The sequence below is a fragment of the Pseudomonas sp. AP19 genome (assembly GCF_001728855.1).
GTDB classification, from domain to species: domain Bacteria; phylum Pseudomonadota; class Gammaproteobacteria; order Pseudomonadales; family Pseudomonadaceae; genus Aquipseudomonas; species Aquipseudomonas fluorescens.
In genome coordinates this window covers 1-19,698 of record NZ_LXJP01000066.1, presented here as the reverse complement: position 1 = coordinate 19,698, position 19,698 = coordinate 1, and the positions used below count along the sequence as shown (strand labels likewise).

General features: G+C 53.3%; 19 protein-coding genes. 16 read left to right on the top strand and 3 right to left on the bottom strand.

Annotated features, from left to right (window positions below):
• The 14 genes from A7D21_RS29475 (at position 1) to A7D21_RS29400 (ending at position 11,477) form a co-directional block, all read left to right on the top strand.
• Positions 1–1,164, top strand: a complete 1,164-nt coding sequence (locus tag A7D21_RS29475; protein WP_069553362.1) for a phosphoadenosine phosphosulfate reductase family protein — start codon at positions 1–3, stop codon at positions 1,162–1,164.
• 11 nt (positions 1,165–1,175) lie between these two features.
• Positions 1,176–1,700, top strand: coding sequence for a hypothetical protein (locus A7D21_RS29470; protein WP_256556751.1), 525 nt, complete (start codon positions 1,176–1,178; stop codon positions 1,698–1,700).
• A gap of 538 nt (positions 1,701–2,238) precedes the next feature.
• Entirely contained in the window at positions 2,239–2,556 is a 318-nt protein-coding gene (locus A7D21_RS29460) for a hypothetical protein (RefSeq protein ID WP_069553359.1), read from the top strand.
• The gene (locus tag A7D21_RS29455; protein WP_069553358.1) at positions 2,553–3,641 is read left to right on the top strand and encodes a hypothetical protein; all 1,089 of its coding nucleotides are present in this window, start codon (positions 2,553–2,555) and stop codon (positions 3,639–3,641) included. The genes A7D21_RS29460 and A7D21_RS29455 overlap by 4 nt, the downstream gene beginning before the upstream one ends.
• Positions 3,642–4,355: 714 nt before the next feature.
• Positions 4,356–4,547 (top strand): hypothetical protein, encoded by a 192-nt coding sequence (locus tag A7D21_RS29445; protein WP_017848245.1) that lies wholly within the window; start codon positions 4,356–4,358, stop codon positions 4,545–4,547.
• A gap of 230 nt (positions 4,548–4,777) precedes the next feature.
• Entirely contained in the window at positions 4,778–5,080 is a 303-nt protein-coding gene (locus A7D21_RS29440; RefSeq protein ID WP_017848246.1) for an RNA-binding protein, read from the top strand.
• Between the two features lie 31 nt (positions 5,081–5,111).
• Positions 5,112–5,303 carry a hypothetical protein gene (locus tag A7D21_RS29435; RefSeq protein WP_017848247.1) on the top strand — a complete coding sequence of 64 codons (192 nt, stop codon included), beginning with the start codon at positions 5,112–5,114 and terminating at the stop codon, positions 5,301–5,303.
• 67 nt (positions 5,304–5,370) lie between these two features.
• A complete protein-coding gene (locus tag A7D21_RS29430; protein WP_069553357.1) occupies positions 5,371–5,703 on the top strand; it encodes a hypothetical protein in 333 nt (110 codons plus the stop codon).
• 18 nt (positions 5,704–5,721) lie between these two features.
• On the top strand, positions 5,722–6,099 hold the full coding sequence (locus A7D21_RS29425; protein ID WP_017848249.1) for a hypothetical protein: 378 nt from the start codon (positions 5,722–5,724) through the stop codon (positions 6,097–6,099).
• 18 nt (positions 6,100–6,117) lie between these two features.
• Positions 6,118–6,726 carry a hypothetical protein gene (locus A7D21_RS29420; RefSeq protein WP_069553370.1) on the top strand — a complete coding sequence of 203 codons (609 nt, stop codon included), beginning with the start codon at positions 6,118–6,120 and terminating at the stop codon, positions 6,724–6,726.
• A gap of 522 nt (positions 6,727–7,248) precedes the next feature.
• A complete protein-coding gene (locus A7D21_RS35590; RefSeq protein WP_017848251.1) occupies positions 7,249–7,563 on the top strand; it encodes a hypothetical protein in 315 nt (104 codons plus the stop codon).
• Positions 7,564–7,972: 409 nt separating this feature from the next.
• The gene (locus A7D21_RS29410) at positions 7,973–8,491 is read left to right on the top strand and encodes a hypothetical protein (protein WP_083272264.1); all 519 of its coding nucleotides are present in this window, start codon (positions 7,973–7,975) and stop codon (positions 8,489–8,491) included.
• Between the two features lie 255 nt (positions 8,492–8,746).
• Positions 8,747–9,856: a DNA polymerase III subunit beta gene (gene dnaN / locus A7D21_RS29405; protein WP_069553355.1), complete on the top strand. Its 1,110-nt coding sequence runs from the start codon at positions 8,747–8,749 to the stop codon at positions 9,854–9,856.
• A gap of 22 nt (positions 9,857–9,878) precedes the next feature.
• Positions 9,879–11,477, top strand: coding sequence for a sigma factor-like helix-turn-helix DNA-binding protein (locus A7D21_RS29400; protein WP_069553354.1), 1,599 nt, complete (start codon positions 9,879–9,881; stop codon positions 11,475–11,477).
• Positions 11,478–11,793: 316 nt separating this feature from the next.
• Here the strand turns inward: A7D21_RS29400 and A7D21_RS29395 are convergent, their stop codons facing one another.
• Positions 11,794–12,252: a hypothetical protein gene (locus tag A7D21_RS29395; RefSeq protein WP_069553353.1), complete on the bottom strand. Its 459-nt coding sequence runs from the start codon at positions 12,250–12,252 to the stop codon at positions 11,794–11,796.
• 121 nt (positions 12,253–12,373) lie between these two features.
• Between A7D21_RS29395 and A7D21_RS29390 the strand changes: the two genes are divergently transcribed.
• Together A7D21_RS29390 and A7D21_RS29385 are read left to right on the top strand one after the other, a co-directional pair.
• Positions 12,374–12,922 (top strand): hypothetical protein, encoded by a 549-nt coding sequence (locus tag A7D21_RS29390; protein WP_069553352.1) that lies wholly within the window; start codon positions 12,374–12,376, stop codon positions 12,920–12,922.
• A 463-nt stretch (positions 12,923–13,385) separates the two neighbouring features.
• Positions 13,386–14,387 (top strand): hypothetical protein, encoded by a 1,002-nt coding sequence (locus tag A7D21_RS29385; RefSeq protein WP_083272263.1) that lies wholly within the window; start codon positions 13,386–13,388, stop codon positions 14,385–14,387.
• A 400-nt stretch (positions 14,388–14,787) separates the two neighbouring features.
• Here the strand turns inward: A7D21_RS29385 and A7D21_RS29375 are convergent, their stop codons facing one another.
• Positions 14,788–15,723, bottom strand: coding sequence for a chemotaxis protein CheB (locus A7D21_RS29375; protein WP_069553350.1), 936 nt, complete (start codon positions 15,721–15,723; stop codon positions 14,788–14,790).
• Positions 15,720–19,670: a response regulator gene (locus A7D21_RS29370; RefSeq protein WP_069553349.1), complete on the bottom strand. Its 3,951-nt coding sequence runs from the start codon at positions 19,668–19,670 to the stop codon at positions 15,720–15,722. Before A7D21_RS29370 ends, A7D21_RS29375 begins: the two co-directional genes overlap by 4 nt.
• Positions 19,671–19,698: the final 28 nt, after the last annotated feature.

The window sequence follows — 19,698 nt, the reverse complement described above, 5'->3', positions numbered from 1 at the left end:
ATGTCCTCCCTTCCCCCAGTAGCCACTACACCCGAGATCGACATGCTTTTGAAGCAGAGGACGGTTGTTGCCCTCGGAGTTTCAGGGGGCAAAGACTCAATTGCGTGCTTGATAGCAGTTCATCGGTATTTAGACAGCATAGACTTCCAAGGACTCAGGACGGCTGTACACGCTGACTTGGGATCTGTCGAATGGGATCAGAGCTTGGTTAAGTGCCAAGAGGCGGCCGATAAGCTCGGGTGGAAACTTGAGGTTGTAAAACGTGCCGCCGGCGGAATGATGGAGCGATGGCTGAAGCGCTGGGAGAATAATATCCAGCGGTACATTGATCTGAGTTGCGTCCAACTGATCTTGCCGTGGTCCACCCCATCTCTTCGCTTTTGCACCAGTGAGCTAAAAAGTTCTGTGATACGCAGCCACCTGAAGCGCGCATACCCGGATTTCAACATTCTCAACGCCACTGGGGTTCGTCGCCAGGAGTCGTCTAATCGGGCGAAAATGCCTGTTGCTAAACATGAACCTATTGCCGCGCGCCGCGGGTTTGAAGCATATCAGTGGAATCCGATCATTGAGTGGGATGTGGAAGCTGTCTGGGCTGCTATTGCCAGTGAGGGTCTGGAGCCGCATGAAGCATATACACGTTATAACATGACGAGAGTGAGTTGCCGTTGGTGCATAATGTCCAGTGCAGGTGATGCATATAACGCATCTTTGGATGAGGCCGGGCATCCGCTGTACAGACAGATGGTTGATCTGGAGATTGACTCCACATTCGCCTTCCAAAGCAACAAATGGCTAGGGGATGTAAACCCGGCCCTCTTGTCACCCGAAACCTTGGACCGCCTGGCGCTGGCAAAGCAGGTATCCTTACGCCGCAAGGCTTTAGAAGCCGCAATCCCCAAGCATCTTCTCTATTCGAAAGGCTGGCCAACCTGCATCCCAACATTTGAGGAGGCAAAGTTGCTGGCAGAAATTCGCAGCGAGGTGGCGTCGGGCGTGGGGCTTACCATCAAATGCTCCACACCCGAGAGCATCATTCAACGCTACGAGGAACTGATGGAACAGATGCGACTGAAGGGCGGGGTTGCTGCTGAAGAGGGTGAGAGCGCTATCCAGTTGATCCCGGCTCTGCAGATCCAACCTCAACAGCTGTCCTTTTTCTGAGATCGAGTGTGATGAATACTCAATGCGCCCTTCCTCGCGCGCTGCGCCGCATGCGAATAGACGCAGCCAGCATTGAGAGGCTTGAGATACCAGAGGCTGCCCTAGAATGCGCTGCATCCTGGGATATTGAGGTTGTCGCGTTGGATGACCTTCCCCTTCCTAGGACTGATCTTGCCGACTGGCTGGGCTGTGTCCAGGCCCACCCACACACCGATCCATCTTGGGGTGAGTCGATCTTCCTCACCCTGGCTGTTCAAGCTAACCACCTATTTGAAGTTATGGTGGCTCCTGGGTTCGTTACATCGATGACGGTCCGCCCGGGCGATCTGTTTGCGTTTTCGCCACTCAAGCATCACTGGCTGCGTCCGCAGGGTGATGACGGCTTTCTGTGCGTTCAGTGGACGTTACCTAAGTCGGACTTCTTGAAGACCTATCGGGAGATCAGGAAGGGGCTGGAAGCCATTGGGGTTCGGTCGACCAAGGTTCCAGCGATCCAGAGCGCTTGGAAAGCCAGCATTGGAGAGGAAACACAGTGATCCTTTACTTGTTTGCGAACCGGGCCTTGGAAGGCGCTACGAATGTTGCGGTGCTGTCACCCAATGAATCTCCCGGAACCCAGCACCCAACAGGGGGAATCAGTGACCTCCCAGGTATCCTGAGTACTGCAACCAGCTGGATGGCGTGTACTGAGCTATGGCCTGATCGGCTGGACAGTGATGCGGCTACCGCCGAGATCCATATCGCAGTTCATGCTGATCACTCGCTCTCAGTGATCAATGACCTCGAAGGCAGCATGCGAGAGGTGGGTATATTCCGAGGCACGCTCTTCTGCGAGCGCCCCGGGCCGCTGACATGGCTGCGGCCGCACTCTGCCTGCAGCGTTGACTATTTGGGCCTGCGTTGGGTTGTGCCCCGTGAACGCTTGGATGATGAGGTCCAGCGCATTGTCCTGGGTGTCAGCGAGCTTGCTGGTAAACCGGGCACGCGGGTTCCCACAGACTAATTTTGGCACACCGGTTTTGGCACACGTCTTACTCCATCACCATGCAATCATTAAGTATTGATGAGGCAAGCATGATGACCATGACCCACGCAGCAACCCCCACGCTCCACGTTCAGCACTATGTTGAAATACCGTTCACATGGTCCGCTGACCGCATTGATGACGAAGGCTTTCAGTCTGATGCCTGGTCCTGTATCGAGGCCGAAGCTCGGCGTCTCTGTGCTGCCTTGGGGGTTGAGTTGGACGCTGCTGGAGCCATATGTCAGGAAGGTATCCGGCTCAAGAGAACTGACCTTGGAGTCATTCTTGCCGCGGGCTCGAAACTCGCTGAGTTTCTATCATCCCAATCAGGTCTCGTTTTCCTCAAGCAGGTCGAGGAGCGCTCGTGATTCGCCCATTGCTTGCCCTCGCTACCTTGCTTGTGAGCTGCACCGTTTTCGCCGCGCCAGCGGGCAAGGATCATGTTGATAAGCGACTGGTACCAGCCCAGATCAATTTCGTATCACCTAAGACTCCTCAGGACATCCCCGAGGTCTACATCGATGGATATATCCACCGGCCGACAGTCGAAGCTTTTCGCAAGAGGGGCTTCCTGAATGATCGGCAGGTTGGGTTTGTGTACTTCAACTCCCATGGTGGGGACTTGATTGCGGCTATGGAGCTCGGACAATTGATCCGAGAGCGCGGGTATTCAACACGAATTGGCGTGTGGAATGGTCCTCACACCAACCCCAGCTCGGGTTTCTGTGAGAGTGCCTGCCCATTTGCCTTCGCCGGTGGGGTATTTCGTTTGATGGACGGTGAATCCAAGATGGGTGTCCACCAGTTCTTCAAGGCCAGCGGAGTAGCTGGAGACACAGACATTGCTACGGGTCAGATTACCTCTACCCTGCTTGCCAACCACCTCAGCAATCTTGGAATCGACCTTCGTTTGCTTGAGGTTGCCTCGAAAGCCGGGCCGGCAGACATGAATTACCTAACCCCGCTCGAATCCTATGAGCTGGATCTCGTGAACGCTGGGTCGCTAACCGCAACCTGGACCATTCGAGGAGAGCATGGGCTTGTGTACTTGATGGGTGAGCAAACCAAGATCACCGGTACCGGTAGGATTGGGATGTCGTGCAATGCGCAAGGTGGCGTGTCGATGGGAGCTTTCTACAAGGCTTGGTACGACACCAGCGTGCTAGGTTTGATGGATAAGCTGTCGTTGATCGTTGACAACAAGAGATTCCCAGTTCGTAACGGAAAAGTCGGCCCAAACTTGAAGAACGGGTTTTCATACATAACCTTCGATCCGACCCCAGAGCAGTTGGCTGCATTCAGAGGAGGTCGCACGGTCGGTTTCTCGTATGAGAAAGAGGCAACTGATTTGAAGGCCCAGTTCACTATCGACGTCAACGACTCACGCGAGATGATCGACAGCTTTGCCCAGTTCTGTTCGGGGGCGCGGCCCAGCTTTGCCGAGAAGATCTGAGAGGGCGACGCCTTAGTATTCCGCATAGGGAATCTAATCTGAGCGCCAGCCGGTTGCGTAGACCAGGTGGCGCTTCCATTAAGCCTTTCTTGGCTGCTTTCCACTTCTGGAATTCTTCCCATTCTGCGCGGTGTTCGTCGTCAAGCTTCAGAAGCGCCTCACGAATCTTGCCTTCAGATTCGGATCGAACATCCTCGATTGCCTTCTTCATGACGGCCTTATCAGCCGCAAAGAGCTTGTCCAGATAGTCACGGTTGATCTTGCTGACAGTATGGTGCTCATCAAGGCCGGCCTCACGAACTGCTTTGCGCTGATCTTTGTTCAGGTCAATGACTTGCCGAGGCCGCCTACGAAGTCACGGCCGTGACCCTGTTAGCCAACCTCGAAGCGGCCGTGCGCTTCCTGAGGGCAGCGATCAGAGCCGTGCTTGTCACCAGCCACGACCAACGTGGGGGTAGCCGCTGCAACAAGCAGAAGAGCGATGCTGTTCTTACGCACCGAGTATTCAAACGAGTTAGGCAGTTATTACCGGAATCTAAGGTCAACGATGCCACGTCGTCGTTAGTCACCAACCCAAAACATGGTTATCAAAAATCGACCTGAGGAATGGAATGGCTGTGTCTTTAGGCTGAGTTCAACGAATCGACCTTTCGGCTAATATCTTGTCTTAGCGAATAAGGGGCGCTCAGCCCGACTGACTATGGAGAGATCACTATGGGTAGCATGTATTTCTGGCTTAGAAGCCCGGCCGGACTCGCCATCATCGCCTTTGCATCGATTTTGCCTACTCTGGCGATCGCAACATGGCTTGGAAATACTTCTGATTTCCTGGCTCTACTGGTGGGTATTGGGATTGCTGCAATAAGGAAACTGGCCTGGATGCGTTGGGGTGATGGACCAGAATAGCCCCTGGATCCCTCGCGCGAAGGTGTTCGCTCCCCGCGGTGGCGTTAAGGTGTAGAGATTCTGCCTTCGGCTTTTGGGGGCCGCCATTAACTCTTCCGGGTACACCTCGCCCTGGAGGTCTATCGAATGTTTGAAATGTGCCTCAACACCCCCTTCCCCATTGGCACTGACCTGTGCGACTGCGCCCTCACCTCTAGTGGACTCAATACAGCACCATCTGAGGAGACCCCTTGAAGATCCTGACGCTCAACTTGATCGGCACCTACTTCCATCAGATCAAGGCCGGCACCAAAACGTTTGAATTCCGGCTGCAGACTCCCTACTGGCGAACTCGACTCGAAGGACGGACTTACGACATGGTTAGGGTCTGTTGGGGATACCCCAAAAAGGGCGATGCAGAGCGAGAGATATTGCTTCCGTGGCTGGGCTTTGAAGAGCAATCAATTGTGCATGAACACTTTGGTGATCTGCCGGTGGATGTTTTCGCCATTCGTGTAAGCGCAAAGGCTTCTGGCACGGCTAGAACGCCTTGATGATGTGCTCACTCAACAAGGAAGCATCATCATGCGCAGTTTGATTTATAGCCTCGGAGCCATTCTTATTCTGCTAGTAGGCCTTGGCATGCAGTATTTCTCGCTTACCTACGGTGCCGCCGTTGAAGGCTTCATCCGTAACAGCTTCGGCTGGATCGCCATGGCGCTGGCGTTTATCTCTGGCTGCGCGCTCACAGCGTTGGCCGCTGGCGAAAAAACTTAGCCTGTTTTGGATATGTGAATGCCGGACGGATATGTAGCCTGTGCGACATAACGAATTAGGAGGTCGGATGAGCCAGCATTTCGTCAAGTTATACCACGCGCAAAGCAATTGCTTGGTTCGCGTTCAGCTGGGCTGGGACCGGCCTCTCCAGGGCTTTTACATGGTTGTCGAGAAGGATAGCGTGGAAGGCTTAGATGATTGCGATGAAGGTATCGTATATAGCAACCTTGATGACGTCGGGCATCCTTCAGACCTTGCTCACTTCAAAGAGATAGCTTCGAAGCTCTCCGTACAAATACCCGATGTCATGTGGCGAGCCGCTTATCTTGACTCACAGCACAACGCCGTAAACAAACAGGTCTTCTATAGCCTGGACGGCGACGTGGTAGCGCCATTCTGAACTCCACTTGAGGTTCACATGATCATCACTCCAAACTTTGATGGTGTTGAAGGGTTTGTTGATACAGACACATTGAAGCTGATTGCTGTACGAAACCCGAAATACGGCCATGTCCAGCTCGCATTTTCAGGTGAAGGCAAGAGCATGAATCTGGCCTTCGCCTCGATTCGACTCCATTCAAATGATCGCTTGGTTGACGCCATGGCGGTAATGGACGACGCCGGTAAGTTGGGCGATGAAATCGCAAAGCGGTGGAATGCGAACGCTCCAACAGAACCCGCCCTTGAGGTGCTACACCAGCTTCAGGATTGTGCAGACCTGGTTGGCCTGCCCTCAGGTGCTTCGCACTCGCAAATCATCTCAGCGATCCGGGTGAAGCTGACTGAAAGTTTATAGCTGAAGGGGTTGATGGAAATGGAACAGTTCATCTTGCAAGACTCCCGCGAGCTTATCGGTAGCCGGATCAACTGGTGGCGCGAGGGTGGGTCCTATACCACAGACCTCAATCAGGCTCAGGTTTTCACTCGTGACGATGCTTTGAGTCAACACGCATCACGTTGGAGCGATATTCCCTGGCCTCTGAGCTTCGTCAGACCACGACACGAGATGGCGGTCGACTTCCAGTACATCGGTATCCATTGGGTCCCTAGAGCCGGAACTGAATTGTGTTATGTGGCGTCCAGGTTCCATTTTGACGGGAACGACATGTTCTGGATTAGCGGTGATGCGCTGACTACTGATCTGACGAAAGCCTCTGTTTTCACACTCGACGAGGCTTTCTCTCATTTCGGCAGCGAAGCCTCCGCATGTACCCGGCAGGTCTGGCCTAAGTCATACGTCGACGCAAAGGCACGCCCTATTGCTTCGGCGGTAACCATGACAGTTTCTGATGCTCTTGAAGGGACAGGCATAACCTTATTGCGGCCCCCTACCCAGCGCCGTTTTACTCCTAGGTGTGGTGCCTGCGGCCAATTTGTCACTGCTGATCAAGCCCCGAGCGGTATCTGCCGCCACTGCCGTTGAGTACCTCCCGTGATAGAACCCCAGAGTGAAGAACGCGTGCTGACCCGGTATCGCGAAGTCGTATCAGCACAGGGAGGAGTGGAAAACCACATCCTTGCAAAGTCCTCTCTGTACCAACGGCTATTGAAGGGTTTGAGGCCATTGGTCATTCGCCCCCCGCTGAACCATAGCTATCCCTGGTACAACGTTGTCGAGTCAGACACGCCAGTCCACCTCCCTTTCGGGCCCGCTGAGTGGGCACCTGAGTGGGACTCGCGACATGGGGTCGCTATCTGCCAGGATGTCTGGACCCGACTTGAGGGTGGAAATCCCACGGATTTCACCGTGACATTCCCGGGCTGGGACGCACTTGGGTTCGTTTGGCGCATTTGGGAAGCTGATGAGGCTGCTGAGACCACAACAGCACATCTTGTATGCTGGCATCGAGAAGATATCGGCAAGCTCACAACCCCTGAGCTAGTCGAAGCTGAGTGTCGGTGGCGCGCTGAACGTGATGCCAGCTGGTTATCCCGAGCAGGCCAGATGAACAACGAAGATTTGAAGGCAGCGTTCATCGCCTCAGGCCAGGCCGGAAAGCCTGACTGTCGCTTCACGTCGATCATTGCCGATCAGCAAGTTGCACATCTCAGATTCCTGGCCGATGAGCGACAGGCAAAAGGTGAATCGCTCGAATTCACGGTCGGCGAAATCGCAGCCAAGGTAGCGGCAGACATGACGAGCCTGCTTGGTGATACCTGGTTGGTCAAAGACGGGCAGCTATTTCATCGGGGCTGGCAGATTCAGCGGATTACCCCTGCTGAGCTAGGATCTGAGCACTATCTGGCTGGTGCGAGCTGAGCCGGATTCGGTGACCTAGGGCAGTTCGTGGTTTTAATCAGCCCTACCCGCTCGTGGCACGCGCCGTTCCGGGGGAACATGGCTTCAATCAAGCCATTCGGACTTTCTCCCGTGAATAATGTTCAAAAATGTCCTGCCCCAGCCACCACTTTGCTCAGTTGCCCGGTCAACCCGCTGGACCGCGTTACTTTCACGCCCCATGCCATCTCTGAGCTCGCACCGGCTATCAGCGGTACCGTGTTCCAGGCTCTAGATACGAACCTCGGGAACTGGCGTGTACGCATTGTGCGGGATGGAGAGCTTTTCCCGCACGGGGTATCAGCCAATGTCTACTCAGACCTTGGCACTTTCGAAGTACACGGCGCACTGAATCCAGATGTTCAACCCGCTATTGCTTGAGGCTAGGTCGATGAAGACAACTAACGAAGCTGTATCTACAGGCCTGGCCTTCATGCTCGCGGCCGCAGCTGGCATTGCAAAATCTATTGGTGATCGACAAAAGAGCGCCGCTCTCAACGAATTGCTGATGTCCGCAATCCGACTCAAGATGGGTTTCAACCCTGATGACGCCCGACGCCTCGATGCGCTTGGTATGCGTACCTGTGTAGGGGTCTTTCGTCCCTCTGACGAAACCTTTTATTCCCAGTCCTGCGTCTCAGGTGGAACCTTCGATCGAATGTGGGAGAAGGCTCGAGGCGTGAAGCCGTTCAAGGCTGTGCTGGCGGGCCACCACGGTGAAATCCAGGCCAACATCCGCGTGGCCACCGGCGTAGCGGTACTGCTCGTTGGTAAAGATGATGACGAGATGATGCCCCGCTCCGCCGATCTGCAGGTTTGGTGGGTTACGTCCGTTGATTGGGACAACGACAGCATCATTCTAAGCCGCTATTCGACCGTTCAGGGCAAGTTGGTTACGCGCGCCGTGTAGCCAGTGACATGGCCAGGTTTGCACAGAAGTCTTCTTTTAGAGTCGACGGACGTGAAGCTACCACCGCATTCAGCAAGGTTCTGATCGAAGCAATGTAAGGTTATCCACAATTTCAGGGGACAAATGTGTGCATAACCCTGCGCAACTCATGCGGTGACAACACTCACAGGGCATGGTTAATAATTGATCAGTCCGGGTGGTTCTGGCACACCCTTTAGCAAGTAATCATGGGCTATACCTTACAGGGATTAGCCCATGAAATTCACGATCAAGTGTTCCGATCTAGCTCACTACCTTAAAACCGTTTCACGTGTACCCCTGCGCAAAGCTACTGACGTCTACGGCCATTTTTTGATTCAGGTAGATGCCACAGGTTTGTTGCTGTCTGCCCATAACGGTCAGAAGCAAATGAGCCTTTCCATTCCACCCGACCTGTTCACCCTGCAGGGCGATGGGTTTGCTGTCTGCGTCCCTGCAGTAAAGTTCGACCAAGTGATTTCAGCTCTGGCAAAAGACTCGATGGTTTCCATCCAGTTTGTTGAGCCTAAGCTCGTGATTTCTGCTGCACGATCGCGCTTCTCCCTAGCCACAATTTCTGCCGATCACTTCCCCGTAATGGAGTTCACTGCAGACCAGAGCAAGGGTGAGCTGAATATCGCTGGCATCACTCTTAGTACCGCCGTTCATCAAGTAGGTTTCTGTGCGGCTCGCAATGACGTTCGGGTCATGCTCAATGGCATTCTGTTCGACTTCCAACAGGGGCTCATGACCCTCGCCGCATCTGATGGATTTCGTCTGGGTGTTATTGATGTCCCTGTGACAGGCGAACCGATGCAGAACTTCATCCTGCCGAGCAGCGGTATTGAAGATGTTTGCCAGTTTGTTGGCACCGGAAATGTCCAGATTGCAACCTCAGGCAGCATGGCCCGCTTTACTCGAGAGGGTGGTGTGCTTCACACGAAACTGGTTGAAGGCAAATTCCCAGATTACCGGAAGTTGGTAGCAGCTGCTGAGAGAGGCGACGTCGCTCGCATTGTCCGTGACGATTTTGCTGGCGCAATGGCCCGCGTCGGACTCCTATCCGAAGGTGCAGTGTCTTTGGTGCGACTCGCAGTCTCGGCTGACTCAATTTCGATTCAGTCTGTTGGCGGCCGGGCCGAAGACATGGCCGACGATGTTCTCGCCTGTGACTACCACGCGGAACCACTGGAGATCGGATTCAACGGCTCACTTGCCGGTGAAATTGTACGTTCTCTCGGAGCTGCCGAAATCGATGTGATTTTTTCTGGAGCTGCTTCTGGCACGCTCCTAAGAGCTCGAGACTTTCCATCACACAGTTTCGTATTGATGCCGGTGCGCCTTTAAGGCCCGGCTCTGGAGATAAATGATGAGCAAGGTCGCGACTCAGTTTTCAACACAGCACCGAAGCCCGGCAGAGCCCCGTATTGGCAACGGCTTCAATCTGCCTACCCACACCCCGGCACTTCCAGCTATCGAGGGCCCCAAGGGGCTCCTGAGCGCTCAAGATGAGCAAGCTCTGGGCTTCAGAATCCTCATGGGTCAACTGGACCTGGTACGGGCATTGGCCGTCGATACGAGCATCGTCTCTGCGATGGTCGAGGATATCTGGGATGCCATGGGCGAGAAGGACAAGGTCGACAAAGCGGTTGCATTGATCTACCACGACGGTGCGTGGTTGCGTGTCGGTACCCTGCCTGAAGGCGACTACTCAGCGAAAGAGGCCCACAAGGCTGCAAAGGCTATTGCTGATCAGAAATTCGCCTCACTTGTTCGACGCAAGCTAAATACAATCCGTACCCTGATTAGCGAACTTCGTGGCTATGCGGCCGAAGGCATGGACGGCACTCTCTTCAGCGCCGCTGTTCGTGATGAGCTTCGTCTGAAGCTTGCTGAGATCGTTCCCTACGACTACATCTTGAATCGTGCGGCTGATCAATTTCGCGTCAACTGCAAGGAGCTGAGTGCTCGTACTCGTGATCTGATCAAGTTTATCTGTGATGAGGTTCGGATCCCTAGGATTAAGGTTGAAGGGATCATCTCTGGCAACTGGACATCCCCTAAGTTGATTCCAGCCTTGCTGATCTCTGGCGGCTACGAGCTTAAGCTTTTCCCGCCCGCTGCGATGAAGAAGCTTCGTCTCGGTATTACCGGCCGTCAGCAAGCTATCCTTGAGGCCGCGTCTACCGGCGAAGCACCAGCCATCGAGATTCTTTCAGCCTGGTCCGTTTTCAACCGCGTCGATCGTGATATCGAGAAATGCGCTGATATTTTCACCAACGCAAATGTTCGTCTGGTAGAGCAGCAAATCGGCCGCTTCCGTTATGCCGACAAAGAAATTGCTCGGTCTGCAGCCAACATGGGTTTGACCCGTGCGGTATACCGCTTTGCACCTGAGATGGGTTTTCGCTTCTCGACGATCGCGCTCACCTGGATCAATGTGTCCATTAGTCGAGACCTGGCTGATCAAGAGTCCATCCGCCTCCCAGAAGGTATGCATAAACACCGCCGCTTGATTGCAAACATGCTACGTGATCAACCAAACGTGTCGATCAAAACCCTGTCAGAGGCAACGAAGCTGGACCAAGACATTGTTCGTGACTTGGTCCACTTCGCCGGCGGTCAGAGATCAATCGACACTGCTTTCCAGGGCACTGATTCTGCTGAGTCAGATGGTCTTCATGAGCTGCTCGCTGACACCAATAATGATTTCATGTCTGAGATCGAAGACGACAGCACGCGCCAGTTTGTCGAAAGTGCCCTGGGAGACGTTCTAACTCAGCGAGAGATCTTCGTACTCATCAATCGCTTCGGCATGGGCGACGCCCGGGAAAAAACCTTGGCAGAGCTATCCGTAGAAATGAACCTCTCTAAAGAGCGTGTGCGTCAGTTGGAGATCCAGGCTATCGGTAAAATTCGCGACTCTGAATTCGCTGAGACGCTCTTCGAAATGTGGGGTGACATGTGAACGATCGATTGCCTCTTCCTGGGGCCGACGTAGAAGTCCAGGGCGTTATGGGTACCTTCGTGGGTGCCGACCTGATGAGTAATGGGCAGGTGTATTTCACGATTCGATCATCGGCCTCGAACGTGTCCAAGATGGCCATCAAGTGTGGTGAGAGCTTGGTAGGTATCCATCGAATCAATGACTGCATCGTTACGGTGTCAGTGGGGGCATGTAAGTGGCGCAACAGCCCCACTGGGGATCGTTTCGACGAGGAATGCTCAACGATGCTCGATCACACTGTCGAGGACTACCAGGCATCTGAAGATGTTCAAGGTTTTCAGGCCATGCTGTCTCGGCGCAACATGGCATGGGCCCGGTCTCGTTGACGTGGTGAGGCATCTGGTTTCTCTACTACCATGCCGGCGAACTCATCACGCCCTTCAAAATCACCGTTCACCTCAAGTTTCCATGCCAGCGAAAGCATGCGTTCGGCATCCTCGCAGTCCGGTACATCATTGAGTTTGTCGGTTTCTGACTCATCCGGCTTGATCTCCTCTTCCGCTGCAATTGTCTCTGCTTCCAGGATGATTTCCACCGGTGGTGGTGCGGGCGCAAGCACCGGCATGCCCTTATAGCGCCTTACCTCATTCACTGGATGCGACATTTCAGGAGGATGCTCATAATGCTGCGCCTCGGACGCATGGTTGCTCAGCTTCAGGTTCCAGAGGAACGCCAGTGCAATCACGAGTAACACAAAGCCTACAATCCAAATCAAATTCGATGGCACGTCAATCACGACAAAGTCTCCCGTTGCTAATACCCTAATAGTGGCCGCCCACTACCCCATTTTATGTGGTTTGCGCTGGTGGCACAGCTCGATGAGCGGATACTCAAGCCATTCTCTCAGGGGCATCACCATGAACACAGTGCGTAACGAACAGACCCAAAGCATCAGCCTTCCAGTAAACTTCAATGGTGTCCTCAATGTCACACTCCCCGCGCACCTCAATGCTGAAGAGTTCCGCGCACTAGCTCTCGAACAGTTCAAGCAGCTCCTCCATTCTCAAACTGGCATGGGTGAGTCGGGCGAAGCATCCTTCTCGTTCGATGGTGATGTTTGGAGCACTGAGGGCCAGGCACAGGTGGGTGATCTGATGTTTGAAGTACAGCATGACCTTTCATTGAACGTGTCTGGTGCGCTTGTTGCACTTAAGCCACGAAAGGGTGAGTTCGGGGCGGACCGGTATCGCAGTCGAATCTGTGCTTATGTATCTGAGCACGATGTCTACGTTACAGGCCGCTGCCCACAGACCGACGCAGAGCGAGTGCTCGTGGTTGTTCGGATGGATGCCTCCGACCCCACAGTGCACGTTATGAACCCCTCATTTGACGAAGCTATGAGCCTTGACGGTCAGGCGCCTTTGGTGAGTGTTCCCTTCCGAGGCATGTCATTCGCCCTTAATTGACTCGACAGCGAATTGGAGGTCGACTCCATAATGATCAATCTCTTTACCTACTCAAAACCTAGATCGGGTGAGTCCTGCAACGGGTGCGGCTATTGCTGCTCGGTTGCACCTTGCATGCTGGCCAACACCTACTTGAACTGTACCTCTGGCCCTTGTGTCGCGCTCGAACAGACTGATGGGCGATCAAGCTGTGGTTTAGTCAGAAACCCCCTTGGCTATTTGTACCAAGCGGCTAATCCGGACTCCTCGGTATCTGTTCTTGATCCAGCTCCAGACCTCGAAGCCGGCCATCACCTATCAGTCCAACTCGCTGCTGCCCTCGGCGTGGGGCAAGGCTGCGACTCTGACGATACGGGAGAGGCCCTGCGTTGGCCATCGCACATACCTGCAACCAACATCCCTTAGCCCGTTTTAGGGCACTCCAACTCCACTATTAGGTAAAGATTCCTTTTTGGAGATTGGGATGACGACTCGACGCGAGTTCAACAAGCTTTCCGCGGTTACCGCTCTAGCAGCTGCGTCCGGCCTGGGCCTGGGGCTCAAGCCTGAAGACGCTGAGGCCGCCGTAACATCTCTGGCGACTCTGCTTGTCATTGATCCAATTAGCCTTAGCTATATGGTTTATGGGCCTTGTTGCTGGTGGTGTGAAGACTACCTCATCGTTTCGCACTACCAGCCCGTGGCTATCTGTGAAGTAATCAAAGGCGGGGGTGATACTGCCTTGGGCCAGCCATTCGGCGGTCCCCTCAGTGTCGGCACTGACAACAATGCCTATACCTCCATGCACGTGCGCCTCTGGGAAATCCCAGACTGGGCTCTCGATCTCGCGATGGCCTTTCAAAGCTGCAAGCTTTGCGGTCCTGATTTTGCTCGGACTACAAATGTTGGGCTGACCAGCATGCTTGATGTGTGTGGTGCGGCAGCTAACGTTCTGCAAAGTAAAGCCCTTGGCGCTTTCAACCAAGCCTTGCCCAGCTGCTTTCCGAAAATGATCTACGACACTGAGTTCGATCCAACTTGGAACACCGGGTGTCGAGACATCGGTATCGCGTCCGCCCTGGGTATGGTTGCTTGTACTAACCCTCTTACTTCGAGCGTTTCTCTTTTCGGGTCCGAGATCTGCATCGGTACCAAGTGGGGACCTCTCTATCCGCGACAGATGGCTGATCACGATGACAATGCGGCAATCGCCGCGGGCAAGGCTGCCTACCGAGCAATTCATGTCAGTGGCTTTGCTGTAGGGTCTTTCCCATTCAATGCATCACTTTCGGTAGGCAAGCTGCAGCAGACCTCTCCAGGGGTAACAGTCGGGTTTGAGGCCGGCGGCTATTTGCTCGATACCGCGATGCGCTTGTGGCCTGTATCCCTGGAAGAGATCTATACCTTTGTGTGGTGGGTCCCGGTCGTTTGCTGCAAGTCCTACGATGAGATCATGGGGTTCTGTACCCCGCAAACGTGTGGTTGATGGGCTTCTGGCACGTCGTTTAGCGCATAGAGTGGTCCCGACCATGAGGAACACACTATGCCAAGCGTACAAATCAACACCTCACCTCTACTTCGCAATTTCGCGACGCTGATGCCCAACACCCGAATACAGGTCACAACTAAAATTGGACCCCAGACGCTTCTTAAGACTGAATTCCCTCCTGACGAATACCCCGTCGACTCAGAGCTACAGTTGAAGTTTCTTTTGGACTTGATTGCCACTTCGAATCCGGGGGCACTGGACCTAATTCGCGAGGTCGCAAGTCGATGTGTCGAAGATCAGCGTACGGCGATCGGGGACTTGCTCCGTTCAGCTACCGCTCCCAATTCACACAACAACTGACCCGGATAAAAAAGGCTACCCTTGGGTAGCCTTTCAATCAGAACGTTTTCTGTCCGTAAATTTGTGCAAGCTTTCTGGCTAGGCCTTCAGGGTTGGCCGAATATTGGACTGCGCCAGTATTGCGCGCGGAGTCTGGCATGCTCTTCGCTCCAGATGATTCGTGATCCTGGGCCATAATCATTTTAGCTTTGCCCTTGATCGTTCTGATCCCACCTGATCCATCCATGCCCATTCCAGACAATATGATCACCCCGAGGTGCGGGTGACAATCGAAGACGGAACGGATCACAGCATCGATGCATGGGTTGAAAGACACAGATTGAGCACTGTATGGCTGAAGCTGAATCACCCCAGCATTGATCACAATCGTGTTATCGCGTGGGACCAGGTACACGGAATTTGGCTTGATTTTCATGCCTGATTCCGCAGATTGAACTCCCCACCCAGGCGCTACATCTTTCAAGCGCGCAAGCATTTGACCGTATCCAGCTTCAGACATGTGCTGGGCAACAAAAATCGATATGGGCATCCGTGGAAGATCTCCAAAGAACTGGCGCAATGCTTGTGGCCCACCTGAACTCGCACCAATGATCCAAAGGTCGGGCACATTCTTATTGTCCGCCTCATCCTTTTTTTCATCCAATTCGTTGGCCAGGTCCGGCAGAGCCTTTTTGATTTCATCGATCGTGCGGTTTCGCCATGAGATGCGATCCCGTGGAGCCATGGCATACAGATCTTTATCGTGCAAAAGACAGATGGGCTCTTCACGACCCAGTGCCTCCATCACCTCCTCACATTCCACGACGTTCGAGTCCGCCATGTCTACCAGAAGGATATGTGCATTGCTGATTTCCAGGTCGCCGTCTTTTGCATGCGAGATGTCATACATGATCAAGTCGCCGACCAAGGGTGCCAGAAGCTCAGTGAACAGAGCCTTTTGGACCTCATTCGTGCTTACAACGCCAATTCTCATGCTGCGGATTCCTCGACCGACTTCTGCGCCTTGATCAGAGCAACAGCCTGTTGAAGGGACGCTGCATCACAAGGTTTAAGCAAATACTTGGTCACACCGGCGCGCATTGCTTTTTCTTCCAGGCCAGTTCGGGTAGTGATCATGATGATTGGAGTATCGTCAAACTCCTGCCTGCGCCTAATCGCCTCAGTGAATTCGAACCCATTCATATTTGGCATTTCAACATCGACGAGCATCAGGTCAGGCTTATCGATCGTTCCCAATTTGTGCAGAGCATTTTGGCCGTCAACGGCTGTGATGACGGTGTATCCGAAGCCAGTGAAGATCCGCTCAAGCTGACTGCGATAGCTCCTAGAGTCGTCGACTACCAAAACGGTTGGCTTGTTTTCTCGCTTCAGAGAACGAACTCGGTTCTGCCGTACTTGGTAGCCTTTAGAGCCTTGTTTGAGGTTCAGTCGAGCCATTTCCATCACGTCGAGCACGAAGACAGGACTGCCATCCTGCATCTCAGTTTCACCTACCAAGCCTCGGACATTTGCGAGCATGCCTTCCAGTTTTCTGATATGGATTTCAGGCATCGAGTCAACTTCAGCAACTTCAATAGCTATTCGCTCATCACCTTGCTGGCACAGAATGACAGTTACATCCCCGCCCTTCTGATCAGAAATTCTTGAGTCCGGCATAGCAACCAGATCTGCCAGGTGCACGACGTCGAAGCTGCGGTCATCGTATGTGACAGTAGCGAAGCCATTTGCGGCTCTTTGGGCTGCCAGTGAACTACGAGAGACCAGCAACACCTGAACCATCGAATAACTCTGAATCGCAAACCATTGGCTACCGGAGCTCACTATCATCGCTTTGTTTGAACCGATCGTGAATGGCAGCTCTATCAGAAACCGAGTGCCGATACCCTTCTCGCTTTCGATGTAGAGGCGCCCCCCAAGCCCCTCAACAGTGGTTGCTACGATATCCATCCCAACGCCCCTGCCAGAGACGTGCGTCAGCTTAGCTGCGGTCGAGAATCCGCTATGGGTGATCAGTCGCATAATCTCCGAACGGCTCAGTTGATCGTTGTCGGAGATGATCTTCATCTCAATGGCTTTACGTTGTACGGCATCAACATCAATGCCTCGACCATCGTCACTAATTTCGATAATGATATGTTTAGCTCGGCGGGATGCTTTGATTTTGACAGCGCCCACCTCAGGCTTCCCGAGCTTCAAACGTTCTGCAGGTGCTTCGATACCGTGGTCTATGGCGTTCCGAAGAATGTGAGTCAGTGGGTCAGATATTGCGTCCAGCATCATCTTATCCATGATGACGTCTTCACCCTCCATCGTTGCTTCAACTTCCTTACCGGTTGCTTTCGCGGCTGTCTTTGCAGCCCCAGTCAGCTTCTGTCGGGCGTTGAGGAATGGTACCAAGCGCGAATGCAGCAAATCGCGCTGAAGTCCGATTAGAGCTGGATCAAGCTCATACAGGGCATTACGCATTTGGCGGATATACGAAAATATCTCGTGAACCTGTTCACGGACTTCATCAACTTGCGCACCCATTGCAACGTGCATCGCTGAAAGGTCATTGAAGCGCTCCAGATCCGCTTCAGCAGCATCTTCAAATTTCCGGGTCTGAGGTTGATTGTTGAAGAAGCTCCGAAGGGCTGTCGTAAGCTGACCGTGTTGGAGGCTGTTGGCCTCGAGTAATTCACGGGCACCGGTTAGACGAATGTGCGCCTCCTCGTTCAGGGCGCTAAGACGGTAGCGAACTGCGACCAACTCCGAAGCCCTTTCCGCCGCAGCTTCTAAGAGATGAAGCTCAACGCGGATCTTTTCGGAGGTACCCCCGTTAGTTTTTTTGCCCTCACTACTGGCTTGGGCCTGCTCACGCGCTAACAGATCCAGCACAGCGTTGGAGACGATCGGTTGATCGACTCCAATCTCGCTGTCCATCTTGATGGTGTAGAGCCTGTCGAAAGCCTCGGATGCTTGGCGGGCGTATTCAGCACGTACAGGATCGCCCTGGAAAGATTCTGCATGCGGAATCTTTTCAATAGGTTCGACTTGGTTTTGGTCTTCAGTATGCTGTTGTTGAGATTCTGGTTCCTTAGCAAAGTCGGGATCGGCAATCGATTCATCAGCTAGGATATTGACCGAGGGACTCAGGAGCTCTGGGGCTTGAGGATGGTACGAGGCTGTCCTCAGTTCAGGAACATCAGCGTTGATTTCCTGCGCAAGTACATCTTGGTGACTTTCACCTGCATGAACAGTTGAGACAACCTCGCCATCATTATCCAGCTCGAAGGCAACCGTTGGTGTTTGTCCTTTGCCTCCTTTCCCGCGACCACCTCGTTTTTTGCGGGCCGGTTTGTTTTCACTTTGAGCACCGGAGTCTTCAACGGGGTCTGAAACCGCCCGCATTTCATTTGACACAAAGGCTGTGTCCAAAGGTTGATCGACTTGATCCTTGTCTTCGTTAGCATATTCAAGAGGAAATTCAGCTCGGGCCGAGCTCTGAATGTGCTCGGCTAATCGCGCAACTGGACCCGCTTGGTCTGAATGAAGCAGTGAAAGGTCGATCGTGTTTGTGTTCACGGAGTGCTCTAGGCATTGGATAAGAACACTCGGAATTGGGTATGCACGGCCCTTCTTTACATCTTCCGTCATCGCCGTCATGGCTTGCATTACGTGCATGACTAGTCGGGCGCATTCTAGGCTTGGTTTGATAAGCTTGATTGAAAGGCTTTCGAACAGACTTTCCATCGAATGCGTAATTGCCGCGATCGATTGTGCTTCCGCCATCAAAGCCGCACCTTTCAGTGTGTGCATGTTACGTTTGATGGTCAGCACCAAATCCTTGTCGTTCATATCCTCGAGCCAGGCCGCAACGTTGCTTTCCAGATCAGGGAACACATCTTCAGCTTCGTCCAGGTAGAACTGGAAATCCTCGTTGTACTCTGGGGCCTTTTCCTCAGCCGTATGAACGGGGACCATGTCTTCTTCTACTGCCGGGCTCGGTCGTTGCGTTTCGACCAGAAAAGATTCTGCATGCGGAATCTTTTGCACCTCTGCATTAAGATCTATTTCGGTGTGAGCGTCTAAGAGCGCTACCTTCTGCTCGGTTGAAGGCTTGGCAATCACAGCAGGCATTTCAGTGAATTGCGCTTCCTCAATATCTTCACCAATCGTGGCCGCCATCGCGACCCAAGCACCTAAGCGAATAGTCTCTGTCACCCACGGGAAATCCAGCATGTACTTGTGGGTCTGAACGAGTAGATCTGAAAGCACTGATGTGTCCTCAGCAGTTAGTGCTTTACCAGCTGTGAACATGACTTCAAATCGAGACTCCAGGACACCGTATACCTCGTGCAATACTTTACAATTCACAGATCCTGAGATGCCGTGAATTGAGTGCGCAGCTCTGCAAATGTCACGCGACAAATGAGGTCGGTTGGCCTCGCTAAAGGCGAGCAGAATGGAGTGGTAGAGAACAAATTCCTCGCGATAGAGTTCGATGTGGCCACCGTCGACACCCTCTGGATACTCGCGTAGCTCAGGGACTGTATCTGCTTCAATCAACTCACCAACCAGCACAGAAATCGGCTCTGGCGAATCAGTTGGTTGATTCAGCTCTTGGTTGGTAATTTGGTGTTCGTCAATAGCTTGGACGATGCCTGGATCGGACTTGGCTAGTAGGGCTTTCTCCATATCCCTGGTGAAGATTGAGACCTTCCCACGAGCGGAGTATTCGTCCATGCAGCGGAATATCATCTGTAGGGACGCAACGACAAGCGCGTCAGCTTCAGTCCGATTGAAGCCCTCATCTCGTGAATGGTTGTTTACCGTTTGACTGTAGGTGCCCAAAGCTCTTGCGAGCCGATGAAATGCGTCGAAGCCATAGAGTTTCGCACCCATCGCCAGTCGATCCGCAGCTTTGTACAACTGCTCCATTGTTTTTCTATCGCGAACATCTGGCTTG